Raw genomic sequence first — 19,731 nt, forward strand, 5'->3', positions numbered from 1 at the left:
AATCTCTCTCTGCCGCCGCAGGTCACGCTTTTCAAGTAACCTAAGAGCATATCTATATTATGTCGCCAAACAGTCACTGTACCAGACATTGTGGAGATAGATAATACAAGAGAGTGAGGTGACTACAATGCGCGTTTCTGATGCACGCGCCAAACTCGTGCGCGCCCTAATCCGATTAATGTGCGACGATCAACCAGTATATGAACGCATACGACGTTAAAGATAGAATTAATTCTAGATCATGAACTGCATCCGCTTATGGGACGCAACAATCTAAATATCGGCCGACGCCGTTTTGCATTAATCGCAGGCAGAGTGAATGCACTGTTCTCGCATTTTCGCCGATGTATCATTGGCAAGATCTTCAGCACTGCCGCTGAAAGCATTAACAACAGTAAAGCCCAGCAAACAAATAGCCGCTGTGAGCACCACGAAATCAACGGTGATCGCACCGTCCTCGTCGTTCAGAAAGTTTTGGAACTTCTTCATGATTGCTCGGGCCTCCGGCTTCAAATTGAACCTAAAGTAATTGTCGCAAGACAACGTCTTTTATGACGTTCGCGATGCCTTCCCGAAATCACAACGTGTACATGGTTTTACGTGCAATCAGGGCTTTCGGGGCGATGTCGCGCCGCCTTTGAGTGGGCGCGACATCAAGCTTTTGGTCTTGGGCGCATGGCGCCCCAAGACAGCTAACGCTTATTGGTTCAGCTCGTCGCCTTGTGTATCGAGCTGTGTCTCAATGTCGTTTGCCAGATCCTGTGCGCCTGAGCTGATTGCGCCGCCTACTGCGAGGCCCAGAACAACGATTGCCGCTGTCAGAACAACGAAGTCAACTGTGACAGCACCGTCTTCGTCATTACGGAAGTTTTTAATAAAGTTAAGCATTGTAATCCCTCCTCAGGGTATTTGCAGATTTAGTTTTGTTCCGCGTCGGCATCTGGCTTACAAGATAAGCTAACGCGAGCACCGCCTTGGATAAGCAGATATAGCCATCTGAATGGGGCAGCACTTTGGCATCAATCAGTTTTTTTCGCATCAGAGCGGAAAATTCACGGAGGAACTTGTAAGTGGCTGTTTTTAAATGAAAGAAATATTCACCTTCCGTTCATCTTCGCGGAAATTCGTTGCGCCAAAGTTGCCAATTATGCTGAAACCAGTTCGATTGTTCTCAAAGTTCTGGCTTTTCGGCGACTTTCTGCCATCTTTAAATGAACAAAAAGCCGAGAGCAGGTCTGAAAATGAGTCGTAAATTAACGAGCTTAGCGCTGATCAGCGCGATTCTCGCCTCAGCCCCTGTGTTTGCCGAGGTTGAGCGTCTCTTGCCGGATTTCACGTTCAAGCGTGTTCCGGTGCCGAGTGCTGGTACAACGAGTCGCATCACCGTTCAGATTGACCCAAACGCACCCCGCCTCGGACCAGTTTATGCCGACCCAGAGCCAGAACCGGTTGCGGCCGCTGGCGCTATTGCGGTGCCGCAGCCGTCGGGGCTTGAATGGTTCTGGACCACAGTCCCGACCGATATTGGCGCGCAGGGGGCGGTCCGGTTCCAAAAAGCAATCGCGCAACTGAATGATCCTCCAGAGGGGCAGGGTGTCCCCTCTCCGCGATTGCAGTCATTGCAGAATATCGCCACAGCGCATGGACGTAGCATCTTGATCGAGACTGTCGGCACTTCCGTGTCGCCTGCATTGGTCCTTGCTGTGATCTCGGTCGAAAGTGCGGGACGCACTGACGCTGTGAGTTCAGCCGGAGCAACCGGTCTGATGCAGTTGATGCCCGATACAGCAACGCGGTTTGGTGTGAATGACAGTACGGATGCTGCACAAAACATCAAAGGTGGCGTGGCTTATCTCGAGTGGTTGCTTGACCACTTCGAGAATGACGCTTTGCTGGCACTGTCGGGTTATAATGCCGGAGAAGGCAACGTGCGCCGCTATGAGGGTGTGCCGCCGTTTTCGGAAACGCGGGCCTATGTGCCCAAGGTGCTGGCGGCGTGGCAGGTTGCCAAAGGTCTGTGTCAGACGCCGCCTGAACTTATTACAGATGCTTGCGTATTCAATGTGAACGGCATTTAGACCGAAAACACATCGGACCATTCTGGGTGTTTGCGCCGCTGTGCGTTCACGAAGGGACACAGAGGCAGGATCTGGAAACCTTTGCTGCGCGCATCCGCAACAAATTCGCGCAACAGCATAAGTCCCACGCCTTCGCCCTCATGACCGCTTGCTACCTCTGTGTGGTCAGCAATCACCTGCTTGGACGACACCACAGAATAGGTCAGTTCGCTTTTTCCCGATCCATGCACGATATAATAGCGGCCTTTGTTGCCATTCTCTTCGTGCATGACCGAAAGGTCAGACAATCACCGCCTCGGTTGCGGCGCGCAGTTCGTCTTCGGTCACGCCATCAGCAATTTCGACAATCTTCAGTCCACCCTCGACAACATCCAGCACACCGAGATTGGTGATAATGCGGTCAACAACGCCTTTGCCTGTCAATGGCAGCGTGCATGCCTTGAGGACTTTGCTTTCGCCATGCTTGTTTGTGTGATCCATCACCACAACCACGCGGCCAACGCCTGCGACCAGATCCATCGCTCCGCCCATACCCTTCACCAGCTTGCCGGGGATCATCCAGTTGGCCAGATCACCGTTCTCGGCAACTTCCATTGCGCCCAGGATCGCCATGGCGATCTTGCCGCCACGGATCATGCCAAAGGACTGCGCGCTGTCAAAATACGCGGTTTGCGGCAGTTCGGTGATCGTTTGCTTGCCCGCATTGATCAGGTCTGCGTCCTCGGTGCCTTCGATCGGGAAAGGCCCCATGCCCAGCATCCCGTTTTCGGACTGCAGGGTCACTTCGATCCCTTCGGGGATGTAGTTAGAAACCAGCGTCGGGATGCCGATCCCGAGGTTCACATACCAGCCGTCTTGCAGTTCCTGTGCGGCGCGCGCGGCCATCTGATTACGGTCCCACATGTTATGCGCTCCTCACTGTGCGTTGCTCGATCCGCTTTTCGTGATCCCCTTGGATCAAACGGTGGACATAGATGCCTGGCAAATGAATGCTATCGGGATCAAGGCTCCCTGTCGGGACGATTTCTTCCACCTCGACCACACAGACCTTGCCGCACATCGCGGCGGGCGGGTTGAAATTGCGGGCGGTCTTGCGGAACACAAGGTTGCCGGTTGCATCGGCTTTCCACGCTTTCACAATCGCCAGATCGGCAAAGATGCCCTCTTCGAGGATATAGGTTTCGCCGTTGAAATCCTTGTGTTCTTTTCCCTCGGCAATCACGGTGCCTACGCCGGTCTTGGTATAGAAACCCGGAATACCGCAGCCGCCTGCGCGCATGCGCTCGGCCAATGTGCCTTGGGGGTTGAACTCCAGCTCGAGCTCGCCCGACAGGTACTGACGCATGAATTCGGCGTTTTCACCAACATAAGAGCTGATCATCTTTTTGACCTGACTGGTTTGCAGCAAAATGCCGATACCGAAGTCGTCAACGCCGGCATTGTTGGACGCGAAAGTCAGGTCCTTGGTGCCTGCATCGCGGATCGCGCTCAACAAGAGCTCGGGGATGCCGCAAAGGCCAAAACCGCCCGCAGCGATAAACATGCCATCGTGCAAAAGCCCATCAAGAGCTGCGGCCGCGTTAGGGTAGATCTTTTTCATTGACGAACTCTCCGGCGTGATTTGCACAAGTTGTGCCGCCCAACACCGGGAGAGTCAATAAATTGCCGCGACGCAGAATTGCCGTCAGCCGGCTTTCTTGGCCGCCGGTTTCTTTTTGGTGGCAGCGGTCTTCTTGGCGGGGGCTTTTTTGCGGGCCGGTTTCTTTTTGCCGGCCTTCTCTGCGCGCTCGTCAATCAGATGCACTGCCTGCGCCAGCGTCAGTTCGGACGGTTCAACCGTGTCAGGGATCGTCGCGTTGATTTTTTCCCATTTCACGTAAGGTCCGTATTTGCCGTCATAAATATTGACCGGACCGCCTGCTTCGGGGTGTTCGCCCAATTCACGGATCGGCACAGCAGCTTTGCCACGTGCGCCACGTGACGCCACTTTTTCCGCCAAAAGCTGCACCGCACGGTTCATCCCCACGGTCCAGACGTCATCAATGCTCTCGAGGTTGGCGTTGGTCCCACCGCGATGCGATGTGCTTTCCGCGTGCTTCAGGTACGGTCCGTAGCGTCCGATATTGGCCCAGACCGGAATCCCGTCTTCGGGGTGCGGGCCGAGTTCGCGCGGCAGCGACAGCAACATCAGTGCCTGATCCAGTGTCACGTCCTCTGGCTCCCACTCTGCCGGGATACCCTGTCGGGGCGGTTTTTTGTTCTCTTCGGTCACTTCACCGCGTTGGGCGTAGGGGCCAAAGCGGCCTTTGAAGATGCGGATTTCGTCGCCGTCATCCGTGCCAAGCAGTTTACCTTCAGGCGGAATAGCAGAGGCCTCAGCCTCGGGGTTAGGCGGACCGAAAGGCCGCGTATAACGACATTCGGGATAGTTCGAGCAGCCGATGAACGCGCCACCGGACCGCGCTGTCCGCATCGACAGACGCCCGGCCCCACAGTTGGGGCAAAGGCGCGGATCACTTCCGTCCTCGGTCGGCGGGAACAGATGGGGTTCCAGCACCTCGTTGATTTTTTCCAATACTTCCGTAATGCGCAAATCCGCAGTTTCGGCGATGGCGGCAGAGAAATCGCGCCAGAACTGGGCCAGCACCTTTTTATAGTCAGCTGCGCCTGCGCTGACCTCATCAAGCTGGTTTTCCAGATCGGCGGTGAAATCATAGCCGATGTATTTTCGGAAATAATTCGTCAGAAAGGCCGTCACCAAACGCCCTTTATCCTGTGGAATCAAGCGGTTCTTGTCTTTCTCGACATAGCCGCGATCCTGAATCGTTGTCACGATCGAGGCATAGGTCGACGGGCGGCCGATCCCCAATTCTTCCATGCGCTTGACCAGCGTCGCTTCGGTATAGCGGGGCGGTGGCTGTGTGAAGTGTTGTTCCGGATCAACCGACTTTTTCTCGGCCTTTTCGCCAGCGCTCAGTTGTGGAAGACGCTTGTCGTCATCATCGACAACCGTATCGTCCTTTCCTTCCTCATAGATCGCGATGAAACCGTCAAAGACCATCACTTGCCCGTTCGCGCGCAATACAACCTGCTCATCGGCGCTGGTAATATCAACGACAGTGCGTTCCAGACGGGCGGCGGCCATCTGGCTGGCCATCGTGCGTTTGTAGATCAGGTCGTAGAGTTTGCGCTGATCGGCGTCGGCGATTTTTGCATCTTCGGTGCTGACCGACATTTCGGTCGGGCGGATACACTCGTGTGCTTCCTGCGCGTTCTTGGCTTTGTTTTTGTAGATCCGGGGCTGGTCGGGGAGATATTTTTCGCCGAATTTGGCCTTGATCGCATCGCGGGCACCGGTGACAGCCTCGGGCGCCATGTCGATGCCGTCGGTCCGCATGTAGGTAATCAGACCTGCTTCATAAAGACGCTGGGCGACGCTCATGGTTTGTTTGGCGCCCATACCGAATTTGCGGCTGGCCTCTTGCTGCAGGGTTGAGGTCATGAAAGGTGGCGAAGGGTTGCGCGTGGCCGGTTTCGCCTCGACCGACTGGATCACCAGATCACGCGAATTGATGGCCTGTACGGCCATTTCAGCCTGTGTGGCATTGCCCAGATCGAATTTATCCAGCTTTTTGCCTGCCAGCGTGGTCAGGCGTGCTTCGAATGTCTGACCGCGTGGCGACTGCAAAAGCGCCTTGACCGTCCAGTACTCCTGATTGCGGAAGGCCTCGATCTCCATCTCGCGTTCGACGATGATGCGCAGGCAAACGGACTGAACGCGGCCAGCAGACTTTGCGCCGGGCAGTTTGCGCCACAAAACAGGGGAGAGGTTGAAGCCTACCAGATAATCCAGCGCGCGGCGGGCCAGATAGGCGTCGACCAAGGGTTCATCCACCTGGCGGGGGTTTTTCATCGCCTCGGTAACGGCGGATTTCGTGATGGCGTTGAATACCACGCGGCTGACGGGTGTGTCTTTCTTGATCGCTTTCTTGGCGATCAGCGCCTCGGTCAGGTGCCACGAAATCGCTTCGCCTTCGCGGTCGGGGTCGGTTGCGAGGATCAGTTCATTGTCGTTTTTGAGCGCGTCAACGATCGCCTTGATGTGCTTTTTACTGTCCGATGCGATTTCCCATTTCATGTCGAAATCTTCATCAGGCAGGACTGAACCGTCCTTTGGCGGCAGGTCGCGGACGTGTCCGTAGGACGCGAGAACAGTATAGTTGCTGCCCAGATAGCCGTTTATTTTCTTGGCCTTCGCAGGGGATTCGACAACGACAACGGGCATGAGAATCCTTTACAGACAATACGGTTCCTTAAGTCGCGCAAGATGTGGCGTCTGCCTGCCGAATGTCAATGAGGGTAAAAATCTTTGCGCGTAATTGCCGTAATCTCAGACAACCCGCGCCAGTAAACCACCTGCGTGCCGCGTGATTTTGCCATCCAGCTCCAGATCGATAAGGACGGGTGCCACATCTGTCGCTGTCACCTTTATATCGCGCATCAGTTGGTCTTCGGCGATGGGTGCTGCGCTGAGGCGTGACAGAATTTTCGAATGCAAGGCGGCGATGTCGCGCAGCGAACGTTCCGGTGGGGCCGCTTCAGGCAGATCAGTTGCAGGGGCTTCCTGCGTCGTATCGACCGGCGTCAATGCATCGATGACATCTTCAGCGCAGCGGACGAGGGTTGCACCATCGCGGATCAAAAGGTTGCATCCCCAGGCACGGGCATCAAGCGGGTGGCCCGGCACGGCCAGAACATCACGCCCCTGATCCAGCGCATTGCGGGCAGTGATCAGGCTGCCAGATTTCCCTGCAGCCTCAACCACCACGACGGCGCGGGCGAGACCGGAAATGATTCTGTTGCGCATGGGAAAATGGCGTGCCTGCGGTTGCAGGCCCATCGGCATTTCCGACAGACGCACCCCGTGTTTGGCGATGTCCTGTGCCAGTTGCGTGTTTTCTGCAGGATATATTGTATCGACACCGCCAGCCATGACCGCAACGGTCCCACCAGCAAGTGCGCCGTGGTGGGCCGCCGCATCAATCCCGCGCGCAAGTCCCGAAACCACTGCAAAGCCTGCTTTTGTCAGATCCTCGGCCAATCGTTTTGCCATGCGTGTCCCCAACGAGGACGCATTCCGCGCGCCGACAAGTGCGATCATCGGCTTTTGTAGCAGCGCCGTTTTTCCCATCACCCACATGAGTGGTGGCGCATCGGCAATGTCGTAAAGGGACGCAGGATAGGTCGGTGATCCATGCATCACCAATTGCGCCCCTGCGGCCTTTCCTGCTTTGAGTTCCGCCGAAACCACACCTTCAGAACAGGCTTCATAGCCGCTGACACCGGCAGATTTGGCGATATCGGGCAAGGCACGCAACGCATCAGCCGCGCTGCCGTGTTCTGCCAGCAGCCGGTGATATGTTGCAACGCCAACCCGGCGTGAGCGCAATAGGCGGAGCCGGTTGAACGGGTCCTCTTCCGTGGTGGGTAGGAGTGGGGGGTGAGTGGAAGAAGCGTTTGTTCCGGTCATCCTGAAGGCTCCGCCATATTGCAAGACAACTGTAGGCGGAGCGGAGTTAACGAGTTCTTACCGGATTAACATTAAATATGTTGAAAATGCAGAAATCTTGCAATTCTGGCGCGGCGGGGCCGCGAAACGACATCCGCGCCCTCTCCGTCACTAAAAGGAATCATCCTATGCAGCCGCGCCACCCACCGTCAGCCCGCCAATCATCAGGCTAGGCTGCCCGACACCAACCGGCACCCACTGGCCCGCTTTGCCGCAGTTGCCGATGCCGGGGTCAAGCGCAAGGTCATTGCCGATCCCACGGATCTGTTTTAGCGCTGTGGCTCCGTCCCCGATCAAAGTGGCGCCTTTGACGGGCGCGCCGACAACACCGTTCTTCACGCGGTAGGCCTCGGTGCAACTGAAGACGAATTTGCCATTGGTGATATCCACCTGACCGCCACCAAACCCCACCGCATAAATGCCGTCTTTAAGATCGGCAACAAGGCTTTCAGGTGCGGCGTCACCGGCCAGCATATAGGTATTTGTCATGCGCGGCATGGGCGCATGCGCGAAACTTTCGCGCCGTCCGTTGCCTGTGGGGGCGACCCCCATCAGGCGGGCGTTCTGGCGGTCCTGCATATAGCCCACAAGCACACCGTCTTCGATCAGCGTATTTTTGGCGCTGGGCGTGCCCTCGTCATCTACCGTGATCGACCCGCGCCTGTCAGGGATGGTCCCATCATCCAGCACGGTCACACCCTTGGCGGCAATCTGCTGGCCCATCAGCCCCGCAAACGCGCTAGAGCCTTTACGGTTGAAATCACCCTCAAGGCCGTGGCCGATTGCCTCGTGCAGCAAAATACCGGGCCATCCCGGGCCGAGCACCACATCCATCACACCCGCTGGGGCGGGTTCGGCATCAAGGTTGACCAAAGCGATGCGCAGCGCTTCACGCGCAACAGGTTCCCAGTGATCGCGACCAATCAGCCCGATCAGGCCCGCACGACCACCGCCACCCATGCCGCCGCTTTCACGCTTGCCGTTTTCCTCGACGATCACGCTGATGTTGAGGCGTGACATCGGGCGCGTATCGGTCACAAGCGTGCCTTCCGGACGAAGGATCAGGACCTCCTGATGGGACGCGGCAATGGTGGCTGATACCTGCACGACACGCGGGTCAAGGGCGCGGGCGAAAGCGTCAATCTCGCGCAGAAGGTCAATCTTGGCGGGAAAGGTGGCTTGCAGCATCGGATCATCGTCTGAATAAAGCTTGCGGTTGGTGCCAGCGGGGGCTGCGGACATGGTGCCGCCACCGTCTCCGACGGCAAGGCGCGCGGTGGCAACGGCACGCTTCAGCGCATGTTCGTCAATGGTGGTGGAATGGGCATAACCTGCGGTTTCCCCCCGCACGGCGCGCAGGCCAAAGCCTTCGGATGCGTCAAAACTGGCGGTTTTAATGCGCCCGTCGTCGAATGAGATTACCTCGGACTTGCGGCGCTCGAGAAACAGTTCGCCATCATCGGCGCCGGCGGTCGCTTCACGCAACAGCACAAGGGCGGTATCCTGATCTAGATTGGTTTCAAACGGGCGAAACGGGTCTGTGGACATGGGTTTTTCCTTGTGCGGCGTGAATTTTGTCACGAAAGCGTCTGTTTGACGCAATAGCAGTTCTTGAGTTGTGCGTTAGGATATGGGACACGGTCGGTCGAATACAATGGGATTCCGTTCGCAGCCTCGAATGGAATCGCCTGGGAGACGCACCGCAAGCGGTGCAAACAAGATAGGGTACGATATGCGTTTGAACACCTTTGCGACGTCGCTTTGGACCACAGCCGGTCTGCTGATGGCGGGAACATCAGCAACAGCACAGCAGGTCAACCAAGACCTTGAAGTGATCGGTCGCCCTGTGGATGGTGCCATGGGTTTTCAGCCTGCTGCAACAGAGCTTGCGCGCGATGTGCATTGGCTGGACAATATGCTCTTGGTCATCATCACGATCATTACATTGTTTGTGACCGCGCTGCTGGCGTGGGTTGTGATCCGTTATAACCACAAGCGGAACCCGGAACCCGCGACGTTCACACATAACTCGCCGCTCGAAGTGGCATGGACCGTGGTGCCGGTCGTTATTCTGGTGTTTATTGGTGCGTTTTCTTTGCCGGTGCTGTTCAAACAGCAGGAAATTCCCGAGGCTGACATCACCATCAAGGTCACCGGATACCAGTGGTACTGGGGTTATGAATACGTCGACCATGACTTCGGCTTCGAGAGCTACATGCTGGCCCGCGAAGAACTGGACGAATACGGCTATGCGCAAGAGGATTATCTCTTGGCAACTGACACTGCGGTTGTCGTGCCTGTCGGCGCAACAGTTGTGATGCAGGTAACTGCGGCTGACGTGATCCACTCCTGGACGATCCCGGCGTTTGGCGTGAAGCAGGATGCGGTGCCCGGTCGTCTGGCCGAACTGTGGTTTGCTGCTGAGCGTGAAGGGATCTTCTTCGGCCAGTGTTCCGAGCTTTGCGGTAAAGACCACGCCTATATGCCGATTACCGTAAAGGTCGTCAGCCAAGAGACATATGACGCTTGGCTCGCTGAGGTGACCGGCACATCCTAAGTGTGAGGGCGGGTTCAGACCCGCCTTGCATTCTTTGACAGGTCCAAAACATAAGGTGGGTGTTCACCCACCGCCCTATGACAAGGTTTGGCATGAGCGACATTAGCGCATCTGAAAGCACATATGAGGCGAGCATGGGCGATTATTTTGCCCTGTTGAAGCCGCGTGTCATGTCTCTCGTTGTGTTCACAGGGCTTGTCGGGCTGCTTGTCGCACCCGTGCCTGTGCATCCCTTTATCGGCTTTGTGGCAATCCTGTGTATCGCCGTGGGCGCCGGGGCGTCGGGCGCGCTGAACATGTGGTGGGATGCCGATATCGACGCGCGCATGCGCCGGACCGCCGGGCGGCCGATCCCGTCAGGGCGCGTTGCACCGGGTGAGGCGCTGGGCATTGGTCTTGCGCTCTCTGGGTTTGCGGTCGTTCTTTTGGCGCTGGCGACAAACTTCCTCGCGGCGTTCCTGCTGCTTTTCACGATTTTCTTTTATGCTGTCGTCTACTCGATGTGGCTCAAGCGGGCGACCCCGCAGAACATCGTGATTGGTGGTGCGGCAGGTGCATTCCCGCCAATGATTGGCTGGGCCGTTGCGACCGGTGGCATCGGTATCGAAAGCGTGCTGATGTTCGCGTTGATTTTCATGTGGACACCACCGCATTTCTGGGCACTCGCCCTGTTTGTAAAGTCGGACTACGGCAACGCGGGTATTCCGATGCTGACCGAAACCCATGGGCGGGATTCAACGCGCCGGCATGTTTTGGTCTACACGCTACTTCTGGTCCCTGTCGCGATCGGACTTGGTTTTACGTCGATCGGTGGACCATTTTATCTGGCGATTGCGGTCTGGATGAATGCGTGGTTCCTCAAAGGGGCCTTTGATATCTGGCGGCGTGATGACGCGGCATGCGAAGCCGACAAGCACAAGGTCGAAATCAAGGTCTTCAAGGTTTCTCTTTACTATCTGTTCGCGCATTTCGGAGCGCTCCTTGTTGAAGCAGCACTGCGGCTTTACGGGATTGGAGGCTGGTCATGACACTGCATGTCGAACACGAACTTCACAAACGGCGCAAAGGCCGGAACTACGGGCTCGGGCTTATCTTGGCGGGTTTCATCGCCGTGATCTTTGGTCTCACGGTGGTGAAAGTGCTTGAGCTGGGCAACGCAAACCAGTTCGAACGTTTTGACCATGTGGCCCGGCCACAGCTGATCCCAGAAGAGGGGGCAGGCGAATGAAACTGTTTCCGAACCTGCAAGGGACAAACAGGACGCTGGCGCAGACTGTGTCGGTCGTGATCCTCATGGGCGGCCTTGCTTGGGCATCAGTGCCTTTTTATGACTGGTTTTGCAGGGTCACAGGGTTTGGCGGCGCGACCAATGTCGCCGAAACAGGCAGCGATGTGATCCTCGATGAAACCATCAAAGTCCGTTTTGACGCCTCTCTTGCCCGAGACATGCCGTGGACCTTCAAACCTGAAGTCCGCGAAATGGAGATCCGTATCGGCGAAACGGGGCTCGCCTTCTACGAGGCGCACAACCCGCTTGACGTGCCGATTGCGGGGCAGGCGGCCTACAACGTTACCCCTTATGAGGCGGGTGCGTTTTTCGACAAGATCGAATGCTTCTGTTTCACCGAGCAAGTCCTGATGCCCGGCGAGACCGTGATGATGCCGGTCAGCTTCTTTGTGGACCCTGCCATCGTGGATGACCGAGAAGGACAGTACGTGCATACGATCACGCTCAGCTATACCTTCTACGAAATCGACCTGCCGGAAGAGGAAATCCAAGCCTCACTTGCACCGCAGGCTTTGACACCCGCGTCACAAGACGCCATACAAAACAACTAAAGACCAGCCTATAGGGAACGCACCACATGGCGCATGCAAAGAACCACGACTACCATATTTTGCCACCATCAATCTGGCCGCTGATGTCCGGATTGGGCGCTTTCATCATGCTGTTTGGTGCCGTCATCTGGATGCACGGATCGGGCCCTTATATGTTCCTGATCGGTCTTGCGGCTGTTCTCTATGTCATGTTCGCTTGGTGGTCAGAGGTCGTTGCTGAAAGCAACGCAGGCGATCACACACCGGTCGTCCGGATCGGCCTGCGCTACGGCTTCATCATGTTTATCATGTCCGAAGTCATGTTCTTCGCTGCGTGGTTCTGGTCTTTCTTCAAGCACACGCTTTACCCGATGAATGAATACGCAGGCACCACCTATGTCGCGCCCGAGTTCTACCAGGTTGACGCGTTCCACCTTCCATTGATCAACACCCTTGTTCTACTGTGTTCCGGCATGGCTGTGACATGGGCGCACCATGCGCTGGTCCATGAAAACAACCGCAAAGACCTGCAAAACGGTCTGTTGCTGGCGGTTGTTCTGGGCATTCTGTTCACCGGCCTTCAGGCCTACGAATACTGGTATCTGCTGGTCGAGCAGGACTGGACATTCGGCGGCGACAAGTTCTTCTCGAACTTCTTCATGGCCACGGGCTTCCACGGCTTTCACGTGATCATCGGTACGATATTCCTGTTTGTTTGCTATCTGCGCGCACGTGCGGGGCACTTTACGCCTGAACGGCACGTCGGGTTCGAAGCCGCAGCATGGTACTGGCACTTCGTTGATGTCGTCTGGCTGTTTTTGTTCTTTGCCGTGTATATTTGGGGCATTTAAGGGCTGCATATGTCATGTGGATCTTGATCCACAGTGCAAAATTAACAAGCGCGCGGGTGCAATCTCGCGCGTTTTTACAATCAAGGGCGCGAGATGCTGCGTAAGATACTATTCCCTCTGATCCTTGGCGTTGCCGGATGTAGCGTTTTGGTCGGTCTCGGCCTTTGGCAGGTTGAGCGTTTGGCATGGAAAGAAGAAATTCTCGCTGAAATCGATCGGCGCCTGACCGCAGCGCCCGTACCTTTGACGCGGTTTGTGAACGAACAAAGCGATGAGTATTCGCGTGTTTCCGTCACCGGTCGCCCGACCGGAGAAGAGCTTCACGTCCTGGTGTCCGGCACCGAGGCCGGGACCGGATACCGTGTCATTTCACGGTTTGAAACCGACATTGGCCCGATCCTTGTGGATCAGGGTCTTTTGCCGTTGGAAAACAAGGACGCAGCCTCACTGCGCGTGCAAATGCGGATCGTCGGAACACTCTTGTGGCCAGATGATCAGAACGAGAGCACGCCTGAACCGGATTTGGCTGGCAATATCTGGTTCGCGCGGAACGTCGATACCATGTCCGAGGTGCTGGACACCCAGCCGCTGATGGTCGTCGCCAGCCAGACCTCACCTGCCGACCCGCGGCTGACTCCGCTGCCTGTGAACACGGCAAGCATCAAAAATGACCACTTCGCATATGCTGTCACATGGTTCTTGCTGGCCGCAGTCTGGGCCGCTATGAGCCTGTTCCTGATTTCCCGGACGACACGCCAAAAGGACGCCTGACACTTATGCGCTATATCTCGACCCGCGGGACAGCACCCTCTTTGAGCTTTGAAGAAGCGATGTTGACCGGTTTGGCGCGCGATGGCGGGCTCTACGTGCCGCAAGAAGTGCCGACGCTCGGTCATGCGCAGATCGCGGCCATGGCTGGTAAATCCTATGAAGATGTGGCCTTCGATGTGATGCGCCCCTTTATTGGTGATACATTCACCGACGCTGTATTCCGCAAACTGATTGCCCAAGCCTATGCCGGTTTCGGCCATGCCGCGCGCGCGCCGTTGGTGCAGCTCGATAGCAACCACTTCCTGCTGGAACTGTTTCACGGACCCACGCTTGCGTTCAAAGACTTTGCGATGCAGCTGATCGGCCAGATGTTTCAGGCTGCACTGACACGGTCGGGGGATCGTGTGACAATCGTGGGCGCGACGTCGGGTGATACGGGCTCTGCCGCGATTGAGGCGTTTCGCGGGCTGAAGGCGGTTGATGTGTTCATCATGTACCCCCACGGTCGCGTGTCCGAGGTGCAGCGCCGCCAGATGACAACGCCAACGGAAAGCAACGTGCATGCGCTGGCCGTGGATGGTGATTTCGACGATTGCCAAGCGGCCGTCAAAGACATGTTCAACGATTTCGCCTTTCGTGAAGAGGTAAAGCTGGCCGGCGTAAACTCGATCAACTGGGGCCGTGTTCTGGCGCAGGTAGTTTATTACTTTACTGCCGCTGTGTCACTGGGCGCGCCGCACCGCGCCGTCAGCTTTACAGTACCGACAGGAAACTTCGGTGACATTTTTGCAGGCTACATTGCCAAGAAAATGGGCCTGCCAATTGCCGACCTTGTGGTTGCAACCAACCGCAACGATATCCTGCACCGCACGCTGCAAACCGGTGCCTATACCAAAGAAGGCGTGGAGCCGACGATCAGCCCCTCGATGGATATTCAAGTCAGCTCGAACTTCGAGCGCGCTTTGTTTGATGCCTACGGGCGTGATGGTGCCGCTGTTGCGAGCCAGATGGAAGATCTGAAAAAGGGTGGTTTCGAGATCAGCCAAGGTGCGTATCAGATGTTGAAGGATACCTTCAAATCCGGCCGCGCCTCTGAGGAAGAAACACAGGCTGCGATCAAGGCCTATCTGGCAAACCATGGTGAGCTTTTGTGCCCGCATACCGCCGTCGGTGTGCATGTGGCCGAGGCACATCTGGGCACCACGCCCATGGTCACGCTCGCCACGGCACACCCTGCGAAATTCCCTGATGCTGTGAAAGCGGCCTCTGGCATTGCGGCGCCTCTTCCACCGCGCATGGCGGACCTGTATGACCGACCCGAGCGCGTCACACGCGTCGGCAATGATCTGGCTGCCATTCAGGCGGTCATCAAGGAACGGATCCAGAATTGACCATCCAACTACACACGCTGTCCAACGGCTTTCAAATTGTGACCGAACACATGCCGGGGCTGAAATCAGCCAGCATTGGTATCTGGGTCCAAGCTGGCGGACGGCACGAACGGGTTGAGCAGAACGGAATTGCCCATTTCCTTGAACATATGGCGTTTAAGGGCACCAAGACGCGCAGCGCGCTGCAAATTGCCGAAGCCATCGAAGATGTGGGCGGCTATATGAATGCCTACACCAGCCGTGAAATGACCGCTTATTATGCGCGCGTCCTCGAAGACGACGTTGCCCTCGGGCTGGATGTGATTTCGGATATCTTGCTGAACCCTGTTTTTGATCCTGCCGAGATCGAGGTTGAACGCGGCGTGATCCTGCAAGAGATCGGGCAGGCACTTGATACGCCCGACGATATTATTTTCGACTGGTTGCAAGAGGTGGCCTATCCTGATCAGGCCCTTGGCCGCACGATCCTTGGGCCATCCGAACGTGTCAGCAGCTTTTACCGCGATGATCTGCAAGGTTTCGTCGCCGAGCATTACGGCCCCAACCAGATGATTCTGTCCGCTGCCGGGGCGATTGACCATGATGCGATTGTTGCACAGGCAGAGGCGCTTTTTGGTCATTTGACGGCCGTGCCACGTGCACCCGAACTGATGCAGCCTGCCTCCTTTGGCGGCGGTGAGCGACGCGAGATCAAGGATCTCGAACAGGTGCATTTTGCACTGGCGCTGGAAGGACCAACCTATCTGGACCCTGCCATTTATACCGCGCAAATCTATGCCAGCGTCATGGGTGGTGGGATGTCGTCGCGTCTGTTCCAGGAGGTGCGCGAAAAGCGCGGCCTGTGCTACACGATCTTTGCGCAGGCGGGGGCCTATGAGGACACGGGTCTGACCACGATCTATGCTGGCACCAGCGCCGAACAGATCGCGGAACTAGCCAACATCACCATGGATGAGATGAAGCGCGCCGCAGATGATATGAGTGCGGCTGAGGTCGCGCGCGCGCGGGCGCAGATGAAAGCAGGGCTTTTGATGGGGCTGGAAAGCCCGTCAAACCGTGCCGAACGGTTGGCACGGTTGTTGTCGATCTGGGGACGTATTCCGAGTATCAGCGAAACAGTCGCGCACATTGACGATGTCACAACAGGCGATGTGAAAGAATTTGCAGGACAGATGGCGGGACAAGCGGGTACGGCGCTGGCTTTTTATGGCCCCGCTGCCGCGGCCCCGTCGCTTGAGGCGCTGAAAGCGCGACTGGCGGCTTAATGCTCGGGGCCAAGAAGAAGGTCCGGATCGAAACCGAGCGGCTGACATTGCGCCCGCCGATACATAGTGATTTTCGGGCATGGGCGGCCCTGCGCCGTGACAGCGAAGCCTTCTTGAAGCCGTGGGAGCCGACCTGGGCACCTGACCACTTGTCGCGCAAAGCTTTCACCAATCGTGTCTATTGGGCGCAGCGTTCGATTGCGAACGGCACGGCGATGCCGCTGTTTCTGGTACGGCGCGAAGACAACGGGTTGCTTGGCGCGATCACGCTGGATCATATCCGCCGGGGTCCGGCACAATCGGGCATCACAGGCTATTGGATTGGTGAACCCTTTGCCCGCCAAGGATATATGCGCGAGGCCATACAGGCGGTTGTGCATCATGCGTTCACGGTGATGGACCTGAGCCGGATCGAAGCAGGGTGCCTGCCTGAGAACACAGCGTCGCGCCGGTTGCTGGAGCTGTGTGGCTATAAATACGAAGGCGTCGCGCAGAGCTATCTGCAGATAAACGGACGCTGGCGCAATCATGTGCTCTACGCCAACCTGCGCAGTGACCGGCGCGGCAAGACCGATGTTGGCTAGGGCGCGCGCCTGATAAGGACAGAATGGCTATGACACTTCCCCAAACACCTTCGTTCCGGCTTGATGGCAAACGGGCCTTGGTTGTTGGGGGGGCTTCCGGCATCGGGTTGGGCTGTGCCGTCGCACTGGCCGATGCGGGGGCCGAGGTGGCAGTGGCTGCACGCAACGGCGCGCGCGTGGGCAAAGTGGTAGACGAGATGACAGCCGCCGGTTTGAATGCGCTGCCGATGGTTATGGATGTCGCAGAGGTTGCCGCGACAGAGGCGACGGTGCTGGCTGAAGGGCCTTTCGATGTGCTGGTGAATGCGGCGGGATTCGCGATCCACGCGCCTGCGGTCGAGACCGAGGAGGCCGACTTCGACGCCGTCTCGAACATCAACTTCAAAGGAGCGTATTTCCTGACGCGAGCTGTCGCGAAAGGTCTGATCGCAGCTGGCAAGCCGGGCAGTCTGATCAACATTTCCAGCCAGATGGCGCATGTGGGCGGCAATGATCGGGCGGTTTATTGCGCCACAAAATTCGCGGTTGAGGGTTTTACCAAAGCGATGGCGATCGAGTGGGGCAAGCAGGGGATCCGTGTGAATACGATCTGCCCCACGTTTATCCGCACGCCGTTGACCGAAGTGACGTTTTCCGACCCTGACAAAGTCGCGTGGCTGTTGAGCAAGATCAAACTGGGCCGCGCAGGCGAGGTCAGTGATATCATGGGACCTGTGGTCTATCTTGCTTCGGACGCTGCGGCGATGATGACCGGCACCCACATGCTGATCGACGGCGGCTGGACGGCGGATTAATCATGGTTGGACGCGCGCGCGATCCGGTCCATGTCATAGCCTGATCTAAGGAAAAATTAAGATGCTTAACCCTGTTACACCGGATTTTGAAGACAGCCTGCGCGCCTTGCTGCCTGCGGCCGCGTTCAAGAATGACACCACACCCTACCTCTCCGAGCCGCGTGGCCGCTGGGAAGGGCAGGGGGTTGTTGTGGCGCCCGCCAGCACCGAAGAGGTCGCGAGCGTTGTCAAAGCCTGCGCCGCAGCCCGTATCGGGATCGTTCCCTATAGCGGTGGTACCGGGTTGGTTGGCGGCCAGCTTTTGCAAGAAGGTGTGCGGCCGGTGGTGCTGTCGTTGGAGCGGATGAACCGCATCCGCGAGGTCTACCCCTCCGAGAACGTTCTTGTTTGTGATGCAGGTGTGATTCTGGCCGATGTCCAGAAAGCGGCCGAGGACGTGGGGCGTTTGTTCCCGCTGTCACTGGCCTCGGAAGGATCAGCGCGGATTGGCGGGTTGCTGGGCACTAACGCGGGCGGCGTGAATGTGCTGCGCTACGGCAATGCGCGCGCGCTCTGTCTGGGGCTTGAGGTCGTGCGTGCGGATGGCAGCATCTGGCACGGGCTGACGCGGTTGCGCAAAGACAATACGGGCTATGATTTGCGTAACTTGATGATTGGCGCAGAGGGGACCTTGGGGGTCATTACCGGTGCCGCACTCAAGCTCGCGCCGCGCCCAGTTGGTGTGGGAGCGGCGATGATGGCGGTGCCCTCGCCTGCGGCAGCTTTGGAGCTTTTGGCGCTGGCGGGCGCCTTGATCGGCGAGGGTGTATCCGCCTTTGAGATCATGCACCGTCAGGGTTTCGATTTCCTGACCGAGGTCGGGCCGGGGGTTAAGCAACCTTTCGCTGAGGTGCCGGAATGGTGTGTGCTTATCGACGTGGGGCTCTCTGCGGGTATCAGCCCTGAAAAGGCGTTGGAGGATTTGTTTGCCTCTGCGTTCGAGTCCGGGTTGGTGACCGACGGGGTAATCGCGCAAAACCATGCGCAACGCGATGCGCTTTGGTATATTCGCGAGAATATTCCTGAAGCGAACCGTCGGATTGGATCGGTCAGTTCACATGACATTTCACTGCCGCTCAGTGCGATCCCGCAATTTATTGTCGAGGGTGAGAAGGCTTTGGCAGAGGTTGGCGCGTTCCGGATCAACTGTTTTGGTCATCTGGGCGATGGGAACCTGCATTACAACGTCTTCCCGATGCCGGGGCGGAGCCGTGCCGACTATGAGGCGGAGCGACCGCAAGTGAAGCGCGTTGTGCATGATCTGGTGCATGCCATGGCAGGGTCGGTCAGCGCGGAACACGGGATCGGGCGTCTCAAGGTCAAAGACCTCGAGACTTATGGCGATCCGGTGAAGCTCGACATGCTGCGTGCGATCAAAGAGGCGCTGGACCCGCTGGGGATCATGAACCCCGGGGCCGTTTTACGGCAAAGGCAGACGCCTCCGGCGGAAGTTTGAAGGGACATGGAAAGCGGGGGGCTATTCGCCTTCAAACTGGCAGAGCGCGTGGACGTTCATGCCGAGGCTTTCCAGTTTCTTGCGCCCGCCCAGATCGGGTAGGTCGATGATGAAGGCGCAGCCGATGACTTCGGCCCCCATGCGTTCAATCAGTTTGATGCCTGCCTCTGCGGTGCCGCCTGTTGCAAGAAGGTCGTCGACCAGCAGGACTTTTTCACCCGCTTGCAGGGCGTCGTCGTGCACTTCCATCGTGGCCTGCCCGTATTCGAGCGTATAATCCTGTTCGATTGTCTTGCCGGGAAGTTTGCCTTTTTTGCGGATCGGCACGAAACCAACCGACAGTTGGTGCGCGATTGCGCCGCCAAGAATGAATCCGCGCGCCTCTAGTCCCACAACTTTGTCGATAGGTTGGCCTGCATAGGGGTGCAAGAGCTGGTCAATCGCGATGCGGAAGCCGCGGGCGTCGCTAAAAAGCGTCGTCACATCACGGAACATAATCCCTTCATGCGGGAAGTCTGGGATGGTGCGGATATAGTCTTGGACAGTTTTCATTTTCTT

Annotated in this window: 21 protein-coding genes; 12 read left to right on the forward strand and 9 right to left on the reverse strand. The window is 57.2% G+C overall.

The features are described 5' to 3' along the window. Window positions 1–300: 300 nt before the first annotated feature. The gene (locus B0B09_RS16810) at window positions 301–489 is read right to left on the reverse strand and encodes a Flp family type IVb pilin (RefSeq protein ID WP_110549998.1); all 189 of its coding nucleotides are present in this window, start codon (window positions 487–489) and stop codon (window positions 301–303) included. Window positions 490–699: 210 nt separating this feature from the next. Beyond that, window positions 700–888, reverse strand: a complete 189-nt coding sequence (locus tag B0B09_RS16815; protein WP_076661059.1) for a Flp family type IVb pilin — start codon at window positions 886–888, stop codon at window positions 700–702. Between the two features lie 353 nt (window positions 889–1,241). Between B0B09_RS16815 and B0B09_RS16820 the strand changes: the two genes are divergently transcribed. After that, window positions 1,242–2,078, forward strand: coding sequence for a lytic transglycosylase domain-containing protein (locus tag B0B09_RS16820; RefSeq protein ID WP_076661060.1), 837 nt, complete (start codon window positions 1,242–1,244; stop codon window positions 2,076–2,078). Here the strand turns inward: B0B09_RS16820 and B0B09_RS16825 are convergent. The 6 genes from B0B09_RS16825 to tldD all read right to left on the reverse strand — a co-directional run bounded on the left by B0B09_RS16825 (window position 2,075) and on the right by tldD (window position 9,195). Next, entirely contained in the window at window positions 2,075–2,365 is a 291-nt protein-coding gene (locus B0B09_RS16825; RefSeq protein WP_242654489.1) for a GNAT family N-acetyltransferase, read from the reverse strand. The two genes, B0B09_RS16820 and B0B09_RS16825, sit on opposite strands and share 4 nt — an antisense overlap. After that, window positions 2,358–2,981: a 3-oxoacid CoA-transferase subunit B gene (locus B0B09_RS16830; RefSeq protein WP_076661061.1), complete on the reverse strand. Its 624-nt coding sequence runs from the start codon at window positions 2,979–2,981 to the stop codon at window positions 2,358–2,360. The genes B0B09_RS16825 and B0B09_RS16830 overlap by 8 nt, the downstream gene beginning before the upstream one ends. A 1-nt stretch (window position 2,982) precedes the next feature. After that, complete coding sequence (locus B0B09_RS16835) at window positions 2,983–3,678, reverse strand: CoA transferase subunit A (RefSeq protein WP_076661062.1); 696 nt, start codon at window positions 3,676–3,678, stop codon at window positions 2,983–2,985. 84 nt (window positions 3,679–3,762) lie between these two features. Then, a complete protein-coding gene (gene topA / locus B0B09_RS16840; protein ID WP_076661063.1) occupies window positions 3,763–6,363 on the reverse strand; it encodes a type I DNA topoisomerase in 2,601 nt (866 codons plus the stop codon). 105 nt (window positions 6,364–6,468) lie between these two features. Then, on the reverse strand, window positions 6,469–7,608 hold the full coding sequence (gene dprA / locus B0B09_RS16845) for a DNA-processing protein DprA (RefSeq protein ID WP_207552171.1): 1,140 nt from the start codon (window positions 7,606–7,608) through the stop codon (window positions 6,469–6,471). Between the two features lie 165 nt (window positions 7,609–7,773). Beyond that, window positions 7,774–9,195, reverse strand: coding sequence for a metalloprotease TldD (gene tldD, locus B0B09_RS16850; protein WP_076661180.1), 1,422 nt, complete (start codon window positions 9,193–9,195; stop codon window positions 7,774–7,776). 184 nt (window positions 9,196–9,379) lie between these two features. On the opposite strand from tldD, the gene coxB reads away from it, so the two are divergent. The 11 genes from coxB (at window position 9,380) to B0B09_RS16905 (ending at window position 19,173) form a co-directional block, all read left to right on the forward strand. After that, on the forward strand, window positions 9,380–10,204 hold the full coding sequence (gene coxB / locus B0B09_RS16855) for a cytochrome c oxidase subunit II (protein WP_084190888.1): 825 nt from the start codon (window positions 9,380–9,382) through the stop codon (window positions 10,202–10,204). Between the two features lie 92 nt (window positions 10,205–10,296). Further along, the gene (gene cyoE, locus B0B09_RS16860; RefSeq protein ID WP_055296095.1) at window positions 10,297–11,232 is read left to right on the forward strand and encodes a heme o synthase; all 936 of its coding nucleotides are present in this window, start codon (window positions 10,297–10,299) and stop codon (window positions 11,230–11,232) included. Further along, the gene (locus B0B09_RS16865) at window positions 11,229–11,432 is read left to right on the forward strand and encodes a cytochrome c oxidase system small membrane protein (protein WP_055296094.1); all 204 of its coding nucleotides are present in this window, start codon (window positions 11,229–11,231) and stop codon (window positions 11,430–11,432) included. The genes cyoE and B0B09_RS16865 overlap by 4 nt, the downstream gene beginning before the upstream one ends. Then, window positions 11,429–12,043, forward strand: a complete 615-nt coding sequence (locus tag B0B09_RS16870) for a cytochrome c oxidase assembly protein (RefSeq protein WP_055296093.1) — start codon at window positions 11,429–11,431, stop codon at window positions 12,041–12,043. The genes B0B09_RS16865 and B0B09_RS16870 overlap by 4 nt, the downstream gene beginning before the upstream one ends. A gap of 26 nt (window positions 12,044–12,069) precedes the next feature. Then, entirely contained in the window at window positions 12,070–12,873 is an 804-nt protein-coding gene (locus B0B09_RS16875; protein WP_055296092.1) for a cytochrome c oxidase subunit 3, read from the forward strand. Window positions 12,874–12,966: 93 nt separating this feature from the next. Continuing rightward, the gene (locus B0B09_RS16880; protein ID WP_084190889.1) at window positions 12,967–13,644 is read left to right on the forward strand and encodes an SURF1 family protein; all 678 of its coding nucleotides are present in this window, start codon (window positions 12,967–12,969) and stop codon (window positions 13,642–13,644) included. Window positions 13,645–13,649: 5 nt separating this feature from the next. After that, window positions 13,650–15,035: a threonine synthase gene (gene thrC / locus B0B09_RS16885; protein WP_076661064.1), complete on the forward strand. Its 1,386-nt coding sequence runs from the start codon at window positions 13,650–13,652 to the stop codon at window positions 15,033–15,035. Continuing rightward, window positions 15,032–16,300 (forward strand): M16 family metallopeptidase, encoded by a 1,269-nt coding sequence (locus tag B0B09_RS16890; RefSeq protein ID WP_076661065.1) that lies wholly within the window; start codon window positions 15,032–15,034, stop codon window positions 16,298–16,300. The genes thrC and B0B09_RS16890 overlap by 4 nt, the downstream gene beginning before the upstream one ends. Further along, window positions 16,300–16,884 carry a GNAT family N-acetyltransferase gene (locus B0B09_RS16895; RefSeq protein ID WP_055296088.1) on the forward strand — a complete coding sequence of 195 codons (585 nt, stop codon included), beginning with the start codon at window positions 16,300–16,302 and terminating at the stop codon, window positions 16,882–16,884. Before B0B09_RS16890 ends, B0B09_RS16895 begins: the two co-directional genes overlap by 1 nt. 29 nt (window positions 16,885–16,913) lie before the next feature. Next, window positions 16,914–17,678: an SDR family NAD(P)-dependent oxidoreductase gene (locus B0B09_RS16900; RefSeq protein WP_076661066.1), complete on the forward strand. Its 765-nt coding sequence runs from the start codon at window positions 16,914–16,916 to the stop codon at window positions 17,676–17,678. A gap of 61 nt (window positions 17,679–17,739) precedes the next feature. Next, window positions 17,740–19,173, forward strand: coding sequence for an FAD-binding oxidoreductase (locus B0B09_RS16905; protein WP_076661067.1), 1,434 nt, complete (start codon window positions 17,740–17,742; stop codon window positions 19,171–19,173). 21 nt (window positions 19,174–19,194) lie between these two features. On the opposite strand, the gene B0B09_RS16910 is transcribed toward B0B09_RS16905, so the two are convergent. Further along, window positions 19,195–19,725, reverse strand: coding sequence for an adenine phosphoribosyltransferase (locus tag B0B09_RS16910; protein WP_076661068.1), 531 nt, complete (start codon window positions 19,723–19,725; stop codon window positions 19,195–19,197). Window positions 19,726–19,731: the final 6 nt, after the last annotated feature.

This window comes from Yoonia rosea (assembly GCF_900156505.1).
Lineage (GTDB): Bacteria > Pseudomonadota > Alphaproteobacteria > Rhodobacterales > Rhodobacteraceae > Yoonia > Yoonia rosea.

What these genes read in the sequence shown, in the direction of transcription:
- B0B09_RS16810 (WP_110549998.1), bottom strand. Translation starts at nt 489, where the DNA reads ATGAAGAAGTTCCAAAACTTTCTGAACGACGAGGACGGTGCGATCACC.
- B0B09_RS16815 (WP_076661059.1), bottom strand. Translation starts at nt 888, where the DNA reads ATGCTTAACTTTATTAAAAACTTCCGTAATGACGAAGACGGTGCTGTC.
- B0B09_RS16820 (WP_076661060.1), top strand. Translation starts at nt 1,242, where the DNA reads ATGAGTCGTAAATTAACGAGCTTAGCGCTGATCAGCGCGATTCTCGCC.
- B0B09_RS16830 (WP_076661061.1), bottom strand. Translation starts at nt 2,981, where the DNA reads ATGTGGGACCGTAATCAGATGGCCGCGCGCGCCGCACAGGAACTGCAA.
- B0B09_RS16835 (WP_076661062.1), bottom strand. Translation starts at nt 3,678, where the DNA reads ATGAAAAAGATCTACCCTAACGCGGCCGCAGCTCTTGATGGGCTTTTG.
- topA (WP_076661063.1), bottom strand. Translation starts at nt 6,363, where the DNA reads ATGCCCGTTGTCGTTGTCGAATCCCCTGCGAAGGCCAAGAAAATAAAC.
- dprA (WP_207552171.1), bottom strand. Translation starts at nt 7,608, where the DNA reads ATGACCGGAACAAACGCTTCTTCCACTCACCCCCCACTCCTACCCACC.
- tldD (WP_076661180.1), bottom strand. Translation starts at nt 9,195, where the DNA reads ATGTCCACAGACCCGTTTCGCCCGTTTGAAACCAATCTAGATCAGGAT.
- coxB (WP_084190888.1), top strand. Translation starts at nt 9,380, where the DNA reads ATGCGTTTGAACACCTTTGCGACGTCGCTTTGGACCACAGCCGGTCTG.
- cyoE (WP_055296095.1), top strand. Translation starts at nt 10,297, where the DNA reads ATGAGCGACATTAGCGCATCTGAAAGCACATATGAGGCGAGCATGGGC.
- B0B09_RS16865 (WP_055296094.1), top strand. Translation starts at nt 11,229, where the DNA reads ATGACACTGCATGTCGAACACGAACTTCACAAACGGCGCAAAGGCCGG.
- B0B09_RS16870 (WP_055296093.1), top strand. Translation starts at nt 11,429, where the DNA reads ATGAAACTGTTTCCGAACCTGCAAGGGACAAACAGGACGCTGGCGCAG.
- B0B09_RS16875 (WP_055296092.1), top strand. Translation starts at nt 12,070, where the DNA reads ATGGCGCATGCAAAGAACCACGACTACCATATTTTGCCACCATCAATC.
- B0B09_RS16880 (WP_084190889.1), top strand. Translation starts at nt 12,967, where the DNA reads ATGCTGCGTAAGATACTATTCCCTCTGATCCTTGGCGTTGCCGGATGT.
- thrC (WP_076661064.1), top strand. Translation starts at nt 13,650, where the DNA reads ATGCGCTATATCTCGACCCGCGGGACAGCACCCTCTTTGAGCTTTGAA.
- B0B09_RS16895 (WP_055296088.1), top strand. Translation starts at nt 16,300, where the DNA reads ATGCTCGGGGCCAAGAAGAAGGTCCGGATCGAAACCGAGCGGCTGACA.
- B0B09_RS16900 (WP_076661066.1), top strand. Translation starts at nt 16,914, where the DNA reads ATGACACTTCCCCAAACACCTTCGTTCCGGCTTGATGGCAAACGGGCC.
- B0B09_RS16905 (WP_076661067.1), top strand. Translation starts at nt 17,740, where the DNA reads ATGCTTAACCCTGTTACACCGGATTTTGAAGACAGCCTGCGCGCCTTG.
- B0B09_RS16910 (WP_076661068.1), bottom strand. Translation starts at nt 19,725, where the DNA reads ATGAAAACTGTCCAAGACTATATCCGCACCATCCCAGACTTCCCGCAT.